Source organism: Fodinibius salsisoli (assembly GCF_026229185.1).
GTDB classification, from domain to species: domain Bacteria; phylum Bacteroidota; class Rhodothermia; order Balneolales; family Balneolaceae; genus Fodinibius; species Fodinibius salsisoli.
Genome location: NZ_JAGGJA010000006.1, coordinates 145,314 through 164,773, shown reverse-complemented (window position 1 = coordinate 164,773; position 19,460 = coordinate 145,314). Strand labels below are relative to the sequence as shown.

Genomic DNA, 19,460 nt, shown 5'->3' with positions numbered 1-19,460 from the left:
AACCGAATAATACTGATAAATACCCGATGAACACTTGGATTCGTGTCATTATCCTTAATCTGTTTTTTGCCGGTCTTTCCGTGGCGGCCCTAGCTCAGCCCGATGGAATGGCCCGTATTGAAGGGGGGACTTTTATGCCCTTCTATAGCTCTACAGAAGACAGTATAACAGTGGATCCCTTCTATCTCGATAAGTTTGCAGTGACCAATGCTGAGTTCCTGGAATTTGTTAAGGCCAATCCGGAGTGGCGACGATCAAACGTCAAATCGGTATTTGCCGAAGATGGTTACCTTAAACACTGGGCCGGAGACCTGGATCTTGGCTCTGATGCTGAAAAGATCAAAAATAGTCCTGTTACCAATGTTTCCTGGTTCGCCGCACGGGCCTATGCTCAATGGAGAGGAAAGCGCCTTCCTACGCTGTATGAGTGGGAATATGTCGCATCAGCCAGCCATGACAAACCGCTGGCCAGCCGTGATAAGGAGTTTGTACAAAAAGTATTGGACTGGTACAGCCGACCTAATCCTGAAACGCTACCCCGGGTAGGGCAGGGGAAACCCAACGTCCATGGTGTATATGATATGCATGGATTGATATGGGAGTGGGTGCAGGATTTTAACACCGTTTTTATCAGCGGGGAGTCGCGTGGCGACCAGGGAGAGCTTAAACAGTTTTACTGCGCAGCGGGAAGTTCTGCTGCATCCGAAACCGACAAGGAAAACTATGCGGCCTTTCTGCGCTTTGCTTTTCGAGGTAGTCTTGAAGCAGACTATTCCGTTGGAAATTTAGGATTCAGATGTGCCAAAGATAATCAGTAGAGTATCTATTATGAACATTAGACCACTTGTTATAGCAATTTTGGCAATGGCAATTATGTTTGGAGCGTGTTCAGGTAATGACGGTGAAAGAGAACAGCAATCCAAAAAGCAAATGGCTGCGGGAGACCATACCGCGCATGCTCAAATGAAGATGGCTTCAGAAGAGCCGACCGACGAATCGATCTATAACGTCAGCAGTATCTGGCTAAATCGATATGGCCAAAAGGTTAAGCTCGGCAGCCTTCGCGGAAAAGTGCAGGTCGTTGCCATGGTTTATACCCATTGTGAGTTTGCCTGTCCGCGTATTCTGGCTGATATGAAACGAATCCGGGACCGCCTTTCCGAAGAAGAGCTCAAGGCCACTAATTTTGTAATTGTTAGTATAGACCCGGAACGAGATATACCGGAACGGCTGAGAAATTTTGCCTCCGAAAACGAACTTTCTGATACAAACTGGACCCTGCTGAATGGCGGGCAGGGAGATATCCTGGAGTTAGCAGCCCTGTTGGGGGTAAAGTACAAGAAAATCAGCGAGACCGATTTCACACATTCGAATATAATCACCGTATTAAACAAGGAAGGAGAAGTAGCCCATCAGAGAAAGAAGTTGGATGATGATCCTACTCCTATTGTAAAAAATATTAAGGTACTTACTTCTTAAAATAGATATGTGATTAGCAAAAATTACTCCACCCATATGTAATCATTATTTAAAATTTTGAACAGATAATGTCCTTTGAAAACAACTATACGACGGCAGAAGAAGCAGTAAAACTAATCACTTCGGGAGACCGCGTATTTATTCACAGCGTAGCGGCGGCTCCCGGGCCGCTCATTAATGCTATGACGGCGCGGGCTCCGGAGCTCGAAGATATTGAGATTATCCACCTGCATACCGAAGGCGAGGCACCCTATGTAAAACCGGAATACAGCGATACATTTCGCACCAATGCCCTTTTTGTAGGAGCCAATGTTCGCAAGGCCGTGAACTATGGGAGTGCCGATTATCTGTCGATTTTTTTGAGTGAAGTTCCGGGTTTATTTCGCGAAGATATTCTGCCTATCGATATGGCTTTGGTTCAGGTTTCACCCCCCGACAAACATGGTTATTGTTCGCTGGGCGTTTCGGTCGATGCCAGCCGGGCGGCTCTGCAAAGTGCAAAAAAAGCTATTGCTCTTGTCAATCCCAATATGCCCCGAACCCATGGCGATGGTATTTTCCATGCCAGCCGCTTTAATGCTTTAGTGGAGTCGGAGGAACCGCTGCATGAGCTGACGATCCCGGAGCCGAACGAAATTGAGCAAGAAATTGGGGAGAATTGCGCCGAATTGGTTGAGAATGGTTCCACCCTTCAAATGGGCATCGGGGCCATCCCTAATGCGGTGCTAAAGGCACTAAATAATCACCGGGATCTGGGTATCCACACTGAGATGTTCAGTGATGGCGTGATGGAGCTGGTCGAAAACGGTGTTATTAACGGCAAGAAAAAAAGAACGCATCCCGAAAAAATTGTGGCCGGTTTTGTGATGGGCAGCCGTAAGCTTTATGACTTTGTGGATGATAATCCCATGATTGCCATGCTGGATATTGCATATGTGAATGATACCGCGGTGATCCGAAAGAATCCTAAGGTAACGGCTATTAACAGTGCCATTGAGGTAGATCTTACGGGACAGGTATGCGCCGATTCTATAGGCACCTATCACTACTCGGGTGTGGGCGGTCAGATGGATTTTATTCGTGGTGCCTCTCTGAGTGAGGGTGGAAAGCCCATTATTGCGCTGCCCTCAACTACGGCGAAAGGGGAAAGCAAGATCGTGCCCCACCTAAAACAGGGGGCTGGAGTCGTGACTACCCGTGCGCATGTGCACTATGTGGTTACCGAATACGGAGTGGCTAATCTTTATGGGAAGAACCTGCGCCAGCGAGCCCAGGCGTTAATTGAAATTGCCCACCCCGATCACCGGGAAGCCCTGCAAGAGTCCGTGATGGAACGCTTCAACCAACCTGTATAGAACAAGTTTCAAAAAAACGGTCTGATATGATACTCCTAAAAGAGGATTAGCCTGATATGAATACTCATCAAGAATACTAATAAACGGGGGGACGGCTTTAAGCATTATAGCTAACGAATACTCTTGCATAAGGTTAGAGTTTAAAATATATGCCATGCAAGTTAGGAGTGAGCTGATAAATACATCGGGCACGATTGCATAACTGCAAATTTAAATATTTGAGCGTTGCATAGTTGCAATAATCGAATACAGCATGGCTTTAAAATTTATTTATCAGGCATTAATTTTAAGCCTTAATAGCAATTAGAGGCTGTTTTTCATTTGCTACAAGTATTTCTTTAAATATTTATCTCCTTTGGAATAGTCCTTGTCTATGTAATAGTGAAAAACAACAATACTAATTAAATCCTCACTTATAAATTAAGACAGGCTACTATCATGAAAAAAACAATTACACATATCGCATTGAGTTTATTAGCTATTTTATTGGCAAGCGGAAGTGCGTTTGCTCAGTTTGACCGGGAAATGCAATATTTCACCTATCCCGATCAACGAGGACTCAACCAGTTTGAAGCTCCTTTTGAGACAGATGTTGAATTTGATGGTCTCAATGTCCGTATTGGCGGTGCAAATACATTACAATTTCAGGCTCTTAGCCAGGATAATGCCGGTCCATGGCCATCAGGTGTTGATGAAGCCGGCGATCCTATTTTAAGCACATTGCCGGAGCTGGAGTCCAACTTCAACCTGGCCACTTCCAACTTAGATCTTGACGTCGCGCTGGGGGATGGATTGCGCATGCACTTGCGTACCTATCTTTCTTCGCAGCACCACACGGAGACCTATGTAAAAGGCGGATATATGCAGATAGATCGCCTGGACTTCATCCAGGAAGGGTTACTATCGGATTTAATGGACAAGGTCCGTATTAAAGTAGGGCACATGGAGCTTAACTACGGTGATGCTCACTTCCGTCGAACCGATAATGCTGCTGCTATCCATAATCCTTTTGCTGGAAACTATCTTATGGATTCCTTTACTACTGAAGTAGCAGGTGAGCTCTATTTCTTCAACGAAGGATTGCTCGCGATGGTTGGCGTTAGTAATGGTAAATTGAATCAAAGTGTTGAAGCCGGAGATATTAAAACTCATGCAACACTCTATGGAAAATTGGGCTTTGATAAGCAGTTCAATGAAGAGCTGCGTTTGCGCCTGACAGGGTCTATCCTTAACGTATCCAACTCTCCATCCATCTACTTATACTCCGGAGATCGTGCTGGTTCCCGATACTACGACGTGATTGAGGGCGGCAATTTCCGAAGCGGACGTATTGCTCCCGACTTTACACCCGGACGTGGTGCACCTGCAGCTGCCGGTGAAATGACGGCAATCATGGTTAACCCCTTCTTTAAAGTGGGCGGGCTGGAGTTCTTTGGTCTATATGAAAATACAAGTGGAAATGTTAAAGGATTTGATTCCCGTACGTTCAATCAATACGGTGGGGAACTACTCTACCGACTGGGAGCCAATGAAAACTTCTACCTGGGCGGACGTTATAACTACGTAGAAGGGGAAACTCAGGGAGGGGATATCGAAGTCGACCGCTTCAACATCGGCGGTGGTTGGTTCCTGACCAAAAACGTACTTGCTAAATTTGAGTATGTAAAACAAACCTATGACGGTGATGCTTATATCGATACGGCTTATGATGAAGCTGAATTCGACGGAGTCATGCTTGAAGCCATAATCAGTTTCTAAGCATAGTTATAGAAGCTACAAGAAATAAACCTTATCCCTAACATCCCTACGACGGTGCTGCTGTGAAAGGCAGTACCGTTTTTTATTTCATTGGGTAGTGCGACCGGCTGGATTAGACGCAGTCTTTGGGGAGGGAGCATCAAAAAGAAGTAAGTGAGGGAGTACTGCTGTGAAGTTATTTTTTGCCTATCACTGATTAGTGATGACTTTGGGTATGGTCGCCCAGCATATGTCGAATTCGGTTGGTCATCTCCTCAAACCGGAAGGGTTTGATCAGATACTCAGTTATTCCAAATTGCATCAGGTATAACATATCCTGAACTTGCTCGTAGCTGAGAATGACTAAGAAACCAGGAGGTTCTGAATTATGCGAACGACTCTGTAGACTGAGGACTTCTTCAATATAGTCGTAAAGAATATCAACATCTGCAATAATAAGATCAGAATTATATGCCTCAACTGCCCGCAACAAGGATTGCGGATGGGAAACGGCATGACAATCGTAGCCTTCTTCTATTAAAATCATTTCGATAGATACCCGGATAGTTTCTTCAGGTTCGGCCACGAGTATGGTGGGGATATTAGAAATGATTTTTTTCATGCCGGTGGCCTAAGTGAATTGATTATATATTTCGATTGTTTAAATAGAGTAATGCAATCATGATACCAAAGAAGTGCATATGCATACATCGTTTTTGGAAATGGCTTAACATACACCAATGCAGAAATAAGAGGAGGGGAGAGAGAAGCGGATCTTGCAATTATGCAACACCAAAAGCAAGGTTAAATGCATGAATGCAAGGAGTAAACCGGTCCTGATAATAGCCTTAAATAAGATCAGGGTTTAAATCGCAGTTATATGCTCACAGAGAGCTAATATTAATTGAGCAAAAAAATGTTATGAGTTGAAAGGTTTTGGAATGGCACTTGCAATATAAATAAGTGAAGACATTAAATACTAAAACCTAAATTCTCTACAGCTATGAAAACGTTAATAAACTACATACTGGCAGCTTTACTAATAATCTTTTTACCCATCATAGGTTGGGCACAATCAGTAAATTATAATGTTAATGAAACCAGCACTTTGGTTATTAAAGGGACCTCTACTATTCACGATTGGGAAGCTGATGTGGAAAAGATGGACATAAACATAGCACTTGAGCCTGCAACGTTGCAGCAAGATCCTATAACAAATCCTGTTGCAAATTTTTCAATTTTGGTTCCCGTCGAATCTATTGAGAGTGGAAAAGGCAGGATGAATCGTAAAATTTATGGGGCCTTAGAAAAAGATGATTATCCACAAATTAAATTTGAGCTTACAAAAGCAGAACTGGTGGAGAGTAATGCCAGTTCAGAGTCTTTTGAATTGAACTCAAGCGGAACACTCACCATCAAAGGAAACTCCCGGGACATAACATTTCCGGTAAAAGCCACCCAGGTTGACGGTAATAACTTTCGCTTTGAAGGTAGCTATAGTATCAATATGAAGGATTATGACGTCGATCCACCTTCCGCCATGTTTGGAACCATTAAGAGTGGCGAGGAAGTAGAGGTTGTATTCAATATTCTTGTATCCAAATAACTTTATCGGAGATCCAATTATGCTTCAGTCGAGCCCCAAATATCAAGTAAAAGACAGTCGGAATGAACAAGCATCTTTCACAGTGCTGAGGTTGTTCCTCGCTCTTGTCTTTATAATGATTGGGGGGGCGGCTGCAGCTCAGGTTACTCCACAGGGCTCTATAGAAATAGAGGATGGGGGCAAGCTATGGATTGAAGGGTCCGCCAGTATTGTAGATTATTCCTGCAATGCAGAACAGCTCTCAGGAAATGGCAACATCGAGAATACTACTGAACCCCAGCAAAATGTTCAGGGGCACGGCGCGGTCTCTATAGAGATTACCATCCCCGTTAAGTCTTTGGAATGTGGTAAAAAGGGCATGAACAATGATATGTATGATGCCTTGAAAGCCAAACAGTACCAATCCATACGGTATCAACTGTTATCTGCTTCATTGATGCAAGGTGATGAAGCTGCAACAGCAGACCAAGAAGAATCCTGGATGAATATCAGTACAACCGGGGTACTTGAAATTGCTGGTACTCAAGATACGACTCAAGTAATCGTGGCAGGTCACTTGATCAGTGAAGAGCGTTTTAGAGTAAAAGGGAGTAAGAAGATCAGCATGAATACCTACAATATTAAACCCCCTACAGCCATGTTTGGCCTGATTAAAGCAAGTAGTGAACTGACCGTACATTTTGATGTAACCGTGCGGTTAAAAGATGCATTTAGTGATCCCCAGAGTTTCAAGGCTAGTGATCATTAAGGAAATATACATTTAAAAACTATTGAGCCATGTTCACGATCAAAAAAATATTAGTACCCACTGACTTCTCGGATCATTCGATCAACGCTTATAATGCAGCTCATCAGCTGTCCCGTCGTTTTGGGGCCACCGTTGATGTTATTCATATCATTCAAACACTGCATTACTTTAACAAAAGCATAGCTAAACTTAGTGTACCGCTGGAAATGAATGAGGACATGTATCCTCAGCTCAAAAAACAGGCTTCTCATAAACTTAAGAGATTGATGAACGATTATTTGAAGCCCGAAAATAAAGGAAAGGATATTGTACAAATTGCTCCGGGACCTGCCAGGGCTATTGCCAAGCGTGCCGAAGAAGGAGGGTATGATTTGATATTGATGGCAACATTCGGTGCACATGCTTCCAATTTTTTGATCGGCAGTATTGCAGAAAAAGTTATCCGGTATTCTAAAATTCCAGTATTAACTACCGGTGAATCAAATCTTGACTCAGTAGAAAATATTTTGTTGCCCACCGATGGCTCCCAAATATCACTCAGAGCCTTGCCTATGGCAATATCACTTGCCGACACTTTGAATGCTACTATTAGTCTGTTCCATGTACAGGAATTATATGGTACGGCCGCAGAGGTGATTCATATGGATCCGGCCCATTCGGTTGAGGAAAATATCAGAGACATCATATATACAGGAATAAGAGAATTTCTAACCCATTCCTGGGACGCCATTGAATTGCAAAGAGGGGAGCATTTTGAAAGCCAGTTTATATACTTCGAGGAGGGGATAAAGAAAACTATTGATGTAACTTTAGTGGTTGACAGGGGTATTTCAGCACACCAGGTTATAGAAAAATATGCTGCTGAAAATGCTGATATGGTGGTGATGGCAAGCCACGGACGCAGTGGTTTGGCCCATGTATTCCTTGGTTCTACGACCGAAAATGTGGCGCGCCATGTAACACTGCCAGTTATAACGGTAAAGCCGGATTTCGATGAAATGCCTGTTGGTTAGAACAAAAATAATGAAATAATAATCATGAGAACGCCATAAGATATGGAGAGAACTATATAGTGGTTAATGGTTCTCGTTTATTAATCAAACAAATAATACAGAATAGGAGGAAATGCTATGAAAATTAATATGGGAACCATTGATCGAATAATTCGAAGCATATTGGCACTGGTAATGCTTGTGCTATATTTCACAAATATCGTAACAGGAACAGTAGGTATCATCCTGGTTATGATTTCAGTTATATTTTTACTGACAAGCATGATCAGTTTTTGCCCTCTGTATGTCCCGTTCGGACTCAGTACCTGTAAGGAAAGGTGACTTTGGTAATATATCCAAGCTTGCCAGCTGGGGATAAAGATTACGATGATGGGGAGGTATGATCGTGTCACAGCTCGATTTTATACCGCTCCATTTTCCGATACAGCGTAGATGGGTCGATCCCCAGCAGGCGGGCGGCTTCTGCTTTATTACCGTCGGTGCGTTTCAGGATGCTTAGTATGTGATGCTTTTCAAAGGTCTGAACGGCGTTGTCCAGGGAGTTTGAATCATAGGTAAAATCTTCCGTGCTTGATGTACGTATACTCTCCGGTAGATCATCAAGGTTGATGAAGTCGTTATCTCCGAGCAGTACAGAGCGTTCTATAATATTTTCAAGTTCTCGCACCTGTCCCTTCCATTCAAAAGACATGAGCGCACCCATAGCCTCGCTGGTGATCCCGTGAACGGGACGGTTAAGTTCGTTACTGTATTTTTGCAAAAAATGCTGGGCCAGTAGTGGAATATCTTCCTTACGTTGCTGAAGTGTTGGAAGGGGAATTTCTACCACATTTAGCCGATAATACAGATCTTCTCTGAAATTGCCTTGTTCTACTTCTTGCCCGAGATCCTTATTCGTTGCCGCAAGTATACGAGTGTCAAATTGTACCATTTTATTTGAACCTATTGGTTTTACCTCACGCTCTTGAATAACCCGCAGCAGGTTTACTTGTTGGCTTAAAGGAATTTCGCCCACTTCATCTAAAAAAACGGTGCCACCATGGGCAGCAACAAATACTCCGTCTTTGTGAGAAATAGCCCCGGTGAAGGCTCCCTTTTTGTGTCCAAAAAGTTCCGATTCCACCAGATCTTTTGGGATCGCACCGCAATTCACGGCAATAAAAGGCTTGGAAGAACGCTGGCCATGAGAGTGTATTGCACGAGCTACCAGTTCCTTTCCAGTGCCGCTGGGACCGGTAATAAGTACATTGCTGGTGGCACTGCTGACCCTTTTTACTATTCGGTATACCTGCTTCATGGCCGGACTTTCCCCAATAATATGGTTGAAGTTAAACTCTTGGTCGATTTGCTCTCGAAGATATTTATTCTCCTGCATCAGCTTCTTTTGATTGAGCAGGTTTTCAATTCGGTGGGTAACCTCATCAAAATCCAGTGGCTTAAGGATGTAGTCGGCGGCACCCTTGCGTAAAGCCTGTATGGCCGTCTCGACCGTAGCATGGGCGGTAATGATGATTGTAAGCATGTTCGGGGAGTATTCTAAGGCCTGCTCCAAAACCTCAATACCGTTTGCACCAGGCATCTTAAGGTCCGTAATGAGAATATCATATGCGTGCTCCTTAAGGGCTTCAATAGCGGTATTCCCATCAGGAGCAGTAGCACATCGATAGCCTTCTTCACGTAATAAGATGGCAAGCGAATTGCGAATTTCTTCTTCATCATCGGCTATTAAAATCGATCCTATCATACTTACTTTTTTCCTTCAATTTATTTTTGTTGGACAGGTAATGTTATGGTAAATGTGGTCCCTTTGCCCGGTTCGGAGTCTACCTCAATGTTGCCGTCCATTTGGTTAATGATGCCATGACTGACTGACAACCCCAGGCCAGTACCACTTCCCACTTCTTTGGTCGTGAAGAATGGCTCAAAAATACGGTTTTGTTCTTCTTCAGGGATTCCCATACCAATATCAGTGATAGATATTTTTATAGACTTATTTTCTTCCCTCGAGGCTATTGTGATAGCCGGTTTTTTTACTTTTTCCATAGCATCTACGGCATTCAAAAGAATATTTACAAATACTTGATGAATATGATCGGGAACGCCTTCCAGTTTTGGAAGATCTTGTGATAGGTTCATGATGAATTCTACATTACGGCAGCGGGCATCATGCTTTAAAAGTCCTACAGCAGATTCTACAAGAGTATTTATGTTCATCACTTCCGTTTCCAAGCTGGAAGGACGAGAAAAGTCAACTAAGTCGCGCACAATTTTAGTGATACGGTGGATATGTTCGCGTACTTTTGTTAGTTGATCCTGTATAAATGGATCATCGGTTCTGCGTTGACAAAGTTGTACGAGCGATGAGATAGCGGTAAGTGGATTTCCAACCTCGTGTGCTACCCCAGCAGCCATATGGCCAAGTGTGGCCAGACGCTCAGAATGCTGAATCTGTTCTTCTTTGATCTTAAGGTCGGTAAGATCACGTAAAATCTTTGACCGACCGATAACCTGATCATTTTCATTACGAATAAGAGATTCTGTCAGCGAAACAAGGATACTTTCTCCATTCTTATGCAAGCGTTCTGTTTCATAATTTGTTGTATATCCATTAGGATACATAGCCTCTTGGATCTGTTTCAATTCTCCCTTTTCCAAAAGTGACTGGGGGATGATTTTTTCCAATGGAGCTCCTACAATTTCATCCGCCTCCCACCCCAAGATCTGTTCTGCCCCTTGGTTCCAAGAAGTGATCTCGTTTTCATGGTTAAGTGTTATAATAGCATCTGCAGAATGTTCTATGATATCCCGGTATTTCTGTTCGGCTGTATCCAGTTGCTCTTGGTACAGTTCGCGATAATTATATACGGTCCAAGCGGCCCAGACCATGAGTGATAGAGATACGGTGATACCTCTGCTAAAATAGAGAACTTGCATTGTTTCATCAGAGGTATTATCAAAGAAAACGATTTTAATTATTTCAAAGCTACCATAGAAAAATCCTAAAATTAACAGTGATGTAAATAGCAGGTACCCTGATCGTACGTGCTTAATAAAGTTCCAAAAATCTCTACCCATCATACTCTTTAAATTGTTTTGAATCCGTTAAGTATATATATAACCTTATTTTAAACTTAAAAAATGTTCTTAATCCTTTTTGGAGTAAAGAATTAGAATGATATCAGGCTTGCTACACACAGAGCATTGTCGGCCTTCGATATCCAGACATCTTTAATATCACATTATTCCTCGGTAGATAAGATAGATTCCCAATCCGGCCGCCAACAAAGGAAGAATAGTATTAATTTTCCTGCGTAGCTGCAGGCTGATCATGCCCGGGGCCAGTGCCATGGCAAACATAGCTGGGAGCGTACCCAGACCAAAAAGGGCCATAAAGATACTTCCTCCAACAATTGAGCCAGTGGTAATGGAACCGGCGAGCGCAATATAAACAAATCCACAGGGCAGCAGTCCATTTAGAAGGCCAATGGTAAACAGCGTGCCTTGACCTCTTTTGTTGAATTGTGAGTTAATCAACTTTTTAAGTTTTTGAAACGGTAGGTTTAGTTTCATCTTTTTTTTCCATCCCTGAAAGAAGCTGGTCTGTGAAACGGAACCCAATATGATGAGTATTCCCAGGAAAATTGATAAGGTATTCTGCAGTTTGGCCAGCATGATGGAATACCCTATAACCCCGAATAATGCCCCAAGAAGACTATAAGTGACAATTCTACCGATATTGTAAAGTAGTCTTCCGGAAATGAAAAATAATTTAGAGTCATTTTGCCCCGGCAAGGCAAGGGCAATGGGACCGCACATCCCAATGCAGTGAAAACTGCCAAAAAAACCGATAGCCAAGGCGGTCCAGGTTTCCATATACTATAAAAAGATGTTCTTTTGTTTGTAATAGCCTTTTTGGTCAATAGTCCAGCTTACTTTAATCACCCATTTGCCTTTCATAAGATTGGCGGTACTAATGCTTTGCCTATGTTGGTCATTAAGGGTCAACTTCACTGTGTGATCAAGAGAAGAATCGTTGGGTCGGTACAACTGGATTTTACCGTCTGTTTCTTGGCTGTTGGTATCCGTAGGAAATTGTATGGTCACGTTTTGTTTATCATCGGATAGCATTATTTCAACCGGTTGATCCATGGCACTGGTATGTTGTATCCGTTCGATATGCTGCTGGTATTCTTCTGCTTTTTCGTAATAGTTATCCGATACGACATAAAAATCCAGGGAGATAAGATACCCAACCACGCCCATTGTGGTACAAATAAACAAGATAATGACAAGGGCAATACCGTTACCCCAGTTCCAGCTAAAACCACCACTTTTTTTCTGTTCAGATTCGGTATTCATTCTGGAGAATTTAAAGATTAGGACCAATAAAGCCTGAAGTTATGGTTTCCACTTTTTCGCCATTGGCATATACGTTAAAGGTGAGTTCTGTTTGAGAGCCCGCCAACAATTCAACTGGGAGCTTAACAAGCAACCGACCTTTGGTTGATCCTTGAGCAGGGACCTCACTGAAATCACCCAGTGGGGTCAACTCTCCACCAGGTTGTAGCAGTTTTACCTCGTACTGGATGGGTTCAAAGGTTTTGTTGATAACTTTAACCTCATAGATGTTACTGTATTGATTATTCGGCAGTTTCTGAAACATGGTCCCGGGTTGCCTCAGAATGGAGGTTTCGGTATCGGCACGCATGCTCAGAAAAGTAAAAAAAGTGATGAGCAACACAACCAATATACTGCTGTAGCCGGCAACGCGTGGAGTGAAGTTTTTTCCATTTTCTTTACGGATGGCATTTTCAGATGAGTATCGAATGAGTCCCCGTGGCTTGTTGATTTTATCCATCACATCATCGCAAGCATCAATACAGGCCGTGCAGTGCACGCATTCAAGTTGGGTGCCATTGCGGATGTCGATACCCATTGGGCATACGCGCACGCACTGATGGCAGTCGATACAATCCCCATAATTGGTTTCCGGGGACAAGCCCAAATCATCCAGTGTGGCCTTACGGCCAAGGTCATCGCGATTCTGAGGTTTTGTTCGCGGTTCCCCTCGTTTGTAGTCGTACATCACATTGATGGAGTTATTATCCAGTAATACCGACTGCATACGCCCATAGGGACAAATAAAATGACATACCTGTTCACGTAAAAAAGCAAATACCCCATAAAAGACCCCGCTGAAGACCGTGATTGAGGCCAGCCCGGCGAGATGTTGTGAAGGTGGGTCGGTGATGATGGTAAACAGCTGATCTTTGCCAATAATATAGGCCAGAAATAGATTGGAAATAAGGAAGGCCATCCCAAAGAATACGCTATGTTTCAAAGTTTTCCGCCAAATCTTGTTCCAGTTCCATTCTGACCGATTGAGCCGAATTTGTTGGGCACGATCACCTTCGATCCAGTATTCTACCCGGCGGAAGACCATCTCCATGAATATTGTTTGTGGACATGCCCAGCCGCACCATAGCCGCCCGAAAATTGCTGTAAATAATACGATAAAAATGATAAACGACAGTGCTCCAAAGACGAGCAATCCTAAATCCTGCGGCCAAAAGGCCATCCCAAATATTACGAATTTACGTTCTATGATATTCAACAGGAGTATAGGCTGCCCATTAATGGTAATAAACGGGCCCGAAAAAAATAAAAGCAGCAATAATACCGCTACAATATTTCTAGCCTTATAGTAGCGCCCGCTGGGTTTCTTGGGGAAAATCCAGTTTCGCTTGCCTTCCTTATCAACCGTAGAAAGGTGATCGCGAAAGGAATCCTTATCTATTCTTCGATCTTTATCAGAAGACATGGTTATTGGTTTAATATTTAGCCTTGTAGGCAGTGTTGAGGGTTATTGTTACAAGTCGGACTGTGCCAGGGGGCCTTCACCGCAAGGCTGTGCTCGACTCATATCCGGTTCTTTTGCACCATCGGGTTCTGTTCCCTGTATAGAAGCAATATAGCTGACCAGCTGCTGAACCTCTTCATTACTTATTTTGGCGCCGCTCCCATAAGCCAGCATTCCCTGTTCCTGGAACCCATTAATGATACTCGAGGCAATATCCTCGGGCTGGCAGCCGTGAATCCATAAATTGTCCGTTAGGTTCGGGCCTACCATACCCTGTCCGTTATTGCCGTGACAGGTGAAACATATTTGACTTGAGCTCATGAATAATTCTTTTCCAGCGGCAATATCCGCTTCATCCTCAGAAATAGTCCAGGTGTAATCTTCAACCGGATCTGCTTCTTCAGGAGATCCAAACTTTGCTTCTGCCGCGGTCACGGCCATTTCATACTCCTCGTGTTGAGTGGGCCCCCAACCCAAAACCTGGTAGTAGAGCATGTATCCTACGGCAAAGGCGATGGAAAAATAGAATAGCCAAAGCCACCAGGTCGGCATGTGGTTGTCCAGTTCACGAATACCATCGTACTCGTGGTCCATTAGCTTGTCTTTCTCGTCGTCAAATAATTTCATGAGTGTGCACCCTTGTGGTTGTTATTTACATCCTTTTCATCTTCAAGTGGCAGGCGGGCGATATCCTGAAAATATTCCCGCCCATGCCTGTTCAGATAGATTATGAGTCCAATAAAGAAGGTTAGAAACATGACCAGTGCGATACTGGGATAAACTCCTATTCCTTCAATAGATCGAAGCACCTCTTTATACATAGTTTTACTGTTCTGATGGGTTATTCTTGACTTTGTTGCTTAATACCTTGCTGGAGGGAAGGCCCTCGAAGGGATCATTTTCACCTTTAATATCGATGCCTAACCGCTGCAAATAGGCAATAATGGCGATTATTTTTTTGTCGGATGTAATTTCGATGCCATCGACCTCCTGGAATCCGTTTTCATGCAGTTGATTGGTGATATTTTCGGCCTGTGCCTTCAGGTCTGCCAGTGCTTCATTCTCATACCCCGGGGCATACGGTATACCTACCGTACGCAGTGCTGAAATACGTTCATCTATGGTTCCCATATCCATATCCTGTTCCAGCAACCATGGGTAGGCCGGCATGATGGAGCCCGGAGATGTAGAGTTCGGATCGTGCATATGGCGCAGGTGCCAGGAATCCGGATATTTACCTCCTATGCGGTGTAGATCAGGACCCGTACGCTTTGAACCCCAAAGGTGGGGATGGTCGTAGACATATTCCCCGGCCTTCGAGTATTCGCCATATCGCTCCGTTTCTGATCGGAATGGCCTAATCATCTGTGAGTGACAGTTATTACAGCCTTCAGCGATATAGATGTCGCGTCCTTCTACTTCCAGTGGGGTATAGGGTTTCACGCTGGAGATGGTAGGTACATTGGAATCAACGACGGCAGTGGGCACATATTCAATGATACCACCAATGAGAATAACAACAAGAACGAGTCCTGTTAGTTGTATCGGTCTGCTTTCCAGCTTGCGGTGCCATTTTTCGTCTTCATTTGCCGAATGATCCAGTATCGGCTGTGCCTGGTCTTCTTCCATCTCTACAAGCGATCCGCTTTGAGCCGTTTTAAACAGGTTATACACAGAAAAACAGGCTCCTATAATGAATAGAGCTCCTCCTAAGGCGCGTAGAGAATACATCGGGATGATTTGCTCGACGGTGGTAAGAAAGTTAGGATACTGCAGCAGTCCCTCAGTCGTGAATTCCTTCCACATCAGACTTTGGGTGATACCGCCCCAGTACATGGGAATTACATAAAAGACCGCACCCATCGTGGCAAACCAGAAGTGAACATTTGCCAGCTTTACAGAATAGAGTTCTGTTTTGTAAATCCGTGGCGTTATGTAATACAGCATAGCAAAGGTAAGCCCGCCATTCCAAAGCAAAGCTCCGAGATGCACGTGGCCGATAATATAATCACTGTAGTGGGCTATGGCGTTTACGTTGCCGATGGAGAGCATCGGTCCTTCAAACGTCGCCATACCATATGCGGTAATTCCCACTACGAGAAATTTTAGTACAGGGTCTTCACGTACTTTATCCCAGGCTCCGCGCAGGGTAAGCAAGCCGTTGAGCATCCCACCCCAGGAAGGAGCGATTAACATGATACTAAATACGGTACCAAGTGCCTGTGCCCAACCCGGAAGGGCGGTGTACAACAGGTGGTGCGGGCCGGCCCAGATGTATATGAAGATTAATGACCAGAAGTGAACAATAGACAATCGGTACGAGAAAATCGGGCGATTAGCGGCCTTCGGTATAAAGTAATACATGATTCCCAGGAAGGGGGTGGTTAAAAAGAAGGCTACGGCGTTGTGCCCGTACCACCATTGCACCAGTGCATCCTGTACCCCCGCATAAACGGGATAACTTTTTAAGAACGTTGCAGGTATCTCCACCGAATTGACAAGGTGTAGCACTGCTACCGTAACAAAAGTCGCTATATAAAACCAGATAGCAACATAGAGATGTTTCTCACGGCGTTTCCAGATGGTCATGAGCATATTAAGACCAAAAACCACCCAGATAACCGTAATCGCTATATCGATAGGCCATTCCAGCTCTGCATATTCCTTGCTGGTGTTGAACCCCAGTGGGAGTGTGATAACAGCCGATAAAATAATTGCCTGCCATCCCCAAAAGTTGAGTTTGCTGAGCTTATTGCTCCACATTGGGGTTTTACACAAACGGGGAAGGGAATAGTAAACGCCGTAAAATATAGCATTTCCTGCAAAGGCAAAGATAACCGCGTTCGTATGCAATGGTCGCAATCGTCCGTAGGAAAGTTCAGGAATGAAGCCAAGAAAGTCCGGGAATACTAGCTTTAGTGCTACGGTTAATCCAACGAGGAAACCGATTATACCCCAGAATATCGTCGCAATCCCGAATTTTTTGACGATCTTATTGTCGTAGTGAAAAGTATCTACAGCCATTAATCGTTTGTATTTTTTGGAGGGTTTGTTGTGTTGTTTTCTGTATCAGATTTTTTGTTATCAAATAGAATGCGGATGGCTGGCGTATGCGGATCATCATATTGACCGTTCCGTACAGACCAGAAAAAAAGGCCCAGGAAAAGAAGCGCTACCAGCAGACTGCATCCAATGAGAATAAAAATTACTTCCATATCTGTAGTCCCATTTTTTTTGCGGCATAATGGGTGGAGCATGTTGTAAAGATCATGATGCTGATCGAGCTCAATGGCATCAGTATGGCTGCTACCAACGGCGAAAGCTGACCGGACACGGCAAATCCCAATCCCACAATGTTATAAATGAGTGACAGTCCAAAACTCAGTTTGATAATAGTAATACTAACCTGTGAAAAATTGATAAAAGTGTCCATCCGCTGCAACTTAGATCCGTCTATTATTGCATCACAGGCCGGGGTAAAAGAACTTACATTATCCGTTAGGGCAATTCCAAAGTCGCTTTGTTTCAAGGCTCCGGCATCGTTGAGGCCGTCGCCAATCATCACTACCCTCTGATTGTTCTCTTGCAGTTCTTTAATGAAGTTAAGCTTTTGTTGCGGAGTCTGATTAAACCGAAGCGATGGTTCATTGAAATAGTCTGTGAACTGATTTTTTTGAGCATCATTATCTCCAGACAAAAGGAAGGTAGAGAAGCGATTTCTAAAACTATCCAGTAATTTCTTTATCCCCGTCCGATAGTGGTTAGCAACTTCAAACCATCCTTTCCAATGGCCGTCGATAGCAATATGCACCACCGAAAAATCACCCTTGGAGGTGCTTCGCTGCATGGGTTCATTTTCACAATAGGCACTGATGAAGTCGGTTGACCCAATCAGGAGCTGCTTCCCGTCCACTGTTGCAGAAATTCCTTTATTAACCTTTTCTTCATAATTTTCGACCTTTCTGGGAGATGAAGAGTTTACGTGATCGGCGATTTTTCGGCTGAGCGGATGCACCGATTGCTTACAAACCGACTGTATTAATCCACGTTCATAATCGGAAAGCGCTTCTCCCTGAAAAGATACATCGGCATGGTCCGCTTTGGTTAGTGTGCCGGTTTTGTCGAAGACGATGGCGGTCGTATTGGCGAGGCGCTCGATAACATCGATGCCTTTAATGAAAAAACCATTTCGGGCAAAGATATTAAGGGCGGAGCCCAGGGTAAAAGGCGTGGAAAGGGCCAATGCACAGGGACAGGCAATGATTAGCACAGCGGTAAATACGGTGAGCGCCATCTCGGTACTTACCGTCCACCACAAGATGCCGGCATTGATGGCAATAGCTAATACGCCCAGCGTAAAATGCGGACTAATGCGATCGGCAAGCGAACTTACTGTTAGCTTTTCGGAAGATTCATCAAATGCGGAATCATTCCAAAGCTTCGTTAGGTAGCTGTTTGAAACTTCTTTAACCGTACGCATCTCAGTCGCAGCCCCCACTAATTTGCCACCGGCATAAACCGTTTCGCCTTCCTGGACTTCCACCGGTTCCGACTCCCCGGTAATAAAGCTGTAGTCAACAAAGGTATGTTCGGAGAGAAGTACTGAATCGGCAGGGACCAGCTCGTTATTTCTGATTACTATTCGGGTGCCTTCTTTCAACTGGTCAATAGACTTGGAATGTTCTTCATCATTCTCATCAAGGCTTGTTACCGATATGGGCAGGTAGGATTTATAGTCGCGGTCAAAGGAAAGTCGCTCGTAGGTTTTTTGTTGAACGAGGCGTCCAATCAATAGAAAGAATACCAAGCCCGTCAAGGAGTCCATATAGCCAGCCCCGATGCCGGCCGTTATTTCATAGACGCTGCGGGTGAATAGCGATAGAATACCGATGGATATTGGCACATCCAGGTTAATATTGCCCTGCCTGACAGCGGCCCAGGCGGATTTTAGATAATCACTGCTGCTGTACAGCAATACCGGAATAGCAAGAATGATATTGAGGATGCCAAAAAACAGATAGAATGAGCCCTGGGTATTGAGTGAGGAGCCCGACAGGTATTCCGGAAAACTGAATAGCATGATGTTTCCGAATGCAAAGCCCGCAACGCCCAGTTTTAACCACAGTTTACGGTTCGTGTGAGAAGGGGCTTGGGCATCCAGCTTTTCCAGCCGTAATTCAGGCTCATAGCCTATGGATGCCAACAGCTTTACAATTGATCGGAGACTGGTTTTATCCTCCTCATAGGAAATGCTCAGCTCTCGTTTTAAAAAGTTAACGCTGCTCTTGATGATACCTGAGTCAAGCTTAAATAAATTTTCGAGCAGCCAGATGCAGGAGGTGCAGTGAATATTAGGAATATAAAAACTGACCGAGACGAAAGTATCGTTTTTGAAATCAACGAGGCGATCTCTAACCTGAGGATCATTGAGATAATCAAATTTTGATGCAGAGCCTGAAGTTTTAAAAGAGATGCCCGGCTGATCCTCAAGACTGTAATAAGTGTTTAGTTCATTGTCATCAAGAATCTGAAAGACCATTTTACATCCGCTGCAGCAAAATGGCTTGTCATGCAAATGTACTACCTCTCCATTGCAATCATTACCACAATGGTAGCAAACGACACTATTTGCTGTAACAACCTCTGAGTTCATTGATATATT

The 19,460-nt window shown here is 44.0% G+C and carries 19 protein-coding genes; 8 read left to right on the top strand and 11 right to left on the bottom strand.

Annotation, left to right across the window (positions count from 1 at the left end; genetic code table 11):
• Window positions 1-26 precede the first annotated feature (26 nt).
• The 4 genes from J6I44_RS10535 (at window position 27) to J6I44_RS10520 (ending at window position 4,592) form a co-directional block, all read left to right on the top strand.
• Entirely contained in the window at window positions 27-818 is a 792-nt protein-coding gene (locus J6I44_RS10535; RefSeq protein WP_265766066.1) for a formylglycine-generating enzyme family protein, read from the top strand.
• A gap of 10 nt (window positions 819-828) precedes the next feature.
• Complete coding sequence (locus J6I44_RS10530; protein ID WP_265766064.1) at window positions 829-1,479, top strand: SCO family protein; 651 nt, start codon at window positions 829-831, stop codon at window positions 1,477-1,479.
• Window positions 1,480-1,547: 68 nt separating this feature from the next.
• The gene (locus tag J6I44_RS10525) at window positions 1,548-2,834 is read left to right on the top strand and encodes an acetyl-CoA hydrolase/transferase family protein (protein ID WP_265766062.1); all 1,287 of its coding nucleotides are present in this window, start codon (window positions 1,548-1,550) and stop codon (window positions 2,832-2,834) included.
• 438 nt (window positions 2,835-3,272) lie between these two features.
• On the top strand, window positions 3,273-4,592 hold the full coding sequence (locus J6I44_RS10520; protein WP_265766061.1) for a hypothetical protein: 1,320 nt from the start codon (window positions 3,273-3,275) through the stop codon (window positions 4,590-4,592).
• 196 nt (window positions 4,593-4,788) lie between these two features.
• On the opposite strand, the gene J6I44_RS10515 is transcribed toward J6I44_RS10520, so the two are convergent.
• Window positions 4,789-5,193, bottom strand: coding sequence for a response regulator transcription factor (locus tag J6I44_RS10515; RefSeq protein WP_265766060.1), 405 nt, complete (start codon window positions 5,191-5,193; stop codon window positions 4,789-4,791).
• 381 nt (window positions 5,194-5,574) lie between these two features.
• Here J6I44_RS10515 and J6I44_RS10510 point away from each other — a divergent pair, with 381 nt between their 5' ends.
• The 4 genes from J6I44_RS10510 (at window position 5,575) to J6I44_RS10495 (ending at window position 8,259) form a co-directional block, all read left to right on the top strand.
• Window positions 5,575-6,177 carry a YceI family protein gene (locus J6I44_RS10510; RefSeq protein ID WP_265766058.1) on the top strand — a complete coding sequence of 201 codons (603 nt, stop codon included), beginning with the start codon at window positions 5,575-5,577 and terminating at the stop codon, window positions 6,175-6,177.
• A 19-nt stretch (window positions 6,178-6,196) separates the two neighbouring features.
• Entirely contained in the window at window positions 6,197-6,925 is a 729-nt protein-coding gene (locus J6I44_RS10505) for a YceI family protein (RefSeq protein WP_265766057.1), read from the top strand.
• A gap of 29 nt (window positions 6,926-6,954) precedes the next feature.
• Window positions 6,955-7,938 carry a universal stress protein gene (locus J6I44_RS10500; RefSeq protein WP_265766056.1) on the top strand — a complete coding sequence of 328 codons (984 nt, stop codon included), beginning with the start codon at window positions 6,955-6,957 and terminating at the stop codon, window positions 7,936-7,938.
• Between the two features lie 117 nt (window positions 7,939-8,055).
• The gene (locus tag J6I44_RS10495; RefSeq protein ID WP_350356692.1) at window positions 8,056-8,259 is read left to right on the top strand and encodes a YgaP family membrane protein; all 204 of its coding nucleotides are present in this window, start codon (window positions 8,056-8,058) and stop codon (window positions 8,257-8,259) included.
• A 67-nt stretch (window positions 8,260-8,326) separates the two neighbouring features.
• On the opposite strand, the gene J6I44_RS10490 is transcribed toward J6I44_RS10495, so the two are convergent.
• The 10 genes from J6I44_RS10490 to J6I44_RS10445 all read right to left on the bottom strand — a co-directional run bounded on the left by J6I44_RS10490 (window position 8,327) and on the right by J6I44_RS10445 (window position 19,451).
• Window positions 8,327-9,682 (bottom strand): sigma-54-dependent transcriptional regulator, encoded by a 1,356-nt coding sequence (locus J6I44_RS10490; RefSeq protein ID WP_265766055.1) that lies wholly within the window; start codon window positions 9,680-9,682, stop codon window positions 8,327-8,329.
• 20 nt (window positions 9,683-9,702) lie between these two features.
• The gene (locus tag J6I44_RS10485; protein WP_265766054.1) at window positions 9,703-11,016 is read right to left on the bottom strand and encodes a two-component system sensor histidine kinase NtrB; all 1,314 of its coding nucleotides are present in this window, start codon (window positions 11,014-11,016) and stop codon (window positions 9,703-9,705) included.
• Between the two features lie 156 nt (window positions 11,017-11,172).
• Complete coding sequence (locus J6I44_RS10480; RefSeq protein ID WP_265766053.1) at window positions 11,173-11,811, bottom strand: sulfite exporter TauE/SafE family protein; 639 nt, start codon at window positions 11,809-11,811, stop codon at window positions 11,173-11,175.
• A 3-nt stretch (window positions 11,812-11,814) separates the two neighbouring features.
• Window positions 11,815-12,297 carry a FixH family protein gene (locus tag J6I44_RS10475; RefSeq protein WP_265766052.1) on the bottom strand — a complete coding sequence of 161 codons (483 nt, stop codon included), beginning with the start codon at window positions 12,295-12,297 and terminating at the stop codon, window positions 11,815-11,817.
• 10 nt (window positions 12,298-12,307) lie between these two features.
• Complete coding sequence (gene ccoG / locus J6I44_RS10470) at window positions 12,308-13,759, bottom strand: cytochrome c oxidase accessory protein CcoG (RefSeq protein ID WP_265766051.1); 1,452 nt, start codon at window positions 13,757-13,759, stop codon at window positions 12,308-12,310.
• Window positions 13,760-13,807: 48 nt separating this feature from the next.
• Window positions 13,808-14,425 (bottom strand): cbb3-type cytochrome c oxidase N-terminal domain-containing protein, encoded by a 618-nt coding sequence (locus J6I44_RS10465; protein WP_265766050.1) that lies wholly within the window; start codon window positions 14,423-14,425, stop codon window positions 13,808-13,810.
• On the bottom strand, window positions 14,422-14,619 hold the full coding sequence (locus J6I44_RS10460) for a cbb3-type cytochrome oxidase subunit 3 (protein WP_265766049.1): 198 nt from the start codon (window positions 14,617-14,619) through the stop codon (window positions 14,422-14,424). Before J6I44_RS10460 ends, J6I44_RS10465 begins: the two co-directional genes overlap by 4 nt.
• A 4-nt stretch (window positions 14,620-14,623) precedes the next feature.
• On the bottom strand, window positions 14,624-16,822 hold the full coding sequence (ccoN, locus tag J6I44_RS10455) for a cytochrome-c oxidase, cbb3-type subunit I (RefSeq protein WP_265766048.1): 2,199 nt from the start codon (window positions 16,820-16,822) through the stop codon (window positions 14,624-14,626).
• Complete coding sequence (ccoS, locus tag J6I44_RS10450; RefSeq protein WP_265766047.1) at window positions 16,822-17,013, bottom strand: cbb3-type cytochrome oxidase assembly protein CcoS; 192 nt, start codon at window positions 17,011-17,013, stop codon at window positions 16,822-16,824. Before ccoS ends, ccoN begins: the two co-directional genes overlap by 1 nt.
• On the bottom strand, window positions 17,004-19,451 hold the full coding sequence (locus J6I44_RS10445) for a heavy metal translocating P-type ATPase (protein WP_265766046.1): 2,448 nt from the start codon (window positions 19,449-19,451) through the stop codon (window positions 17,004-17,006). The genes ccoS and J6I44_RS10445 overlap by 10 nt, the downstream gene beginning before the upstream one ends.
• Window positions 19,452-19,460: the final 9 nt, after the last annotated feature.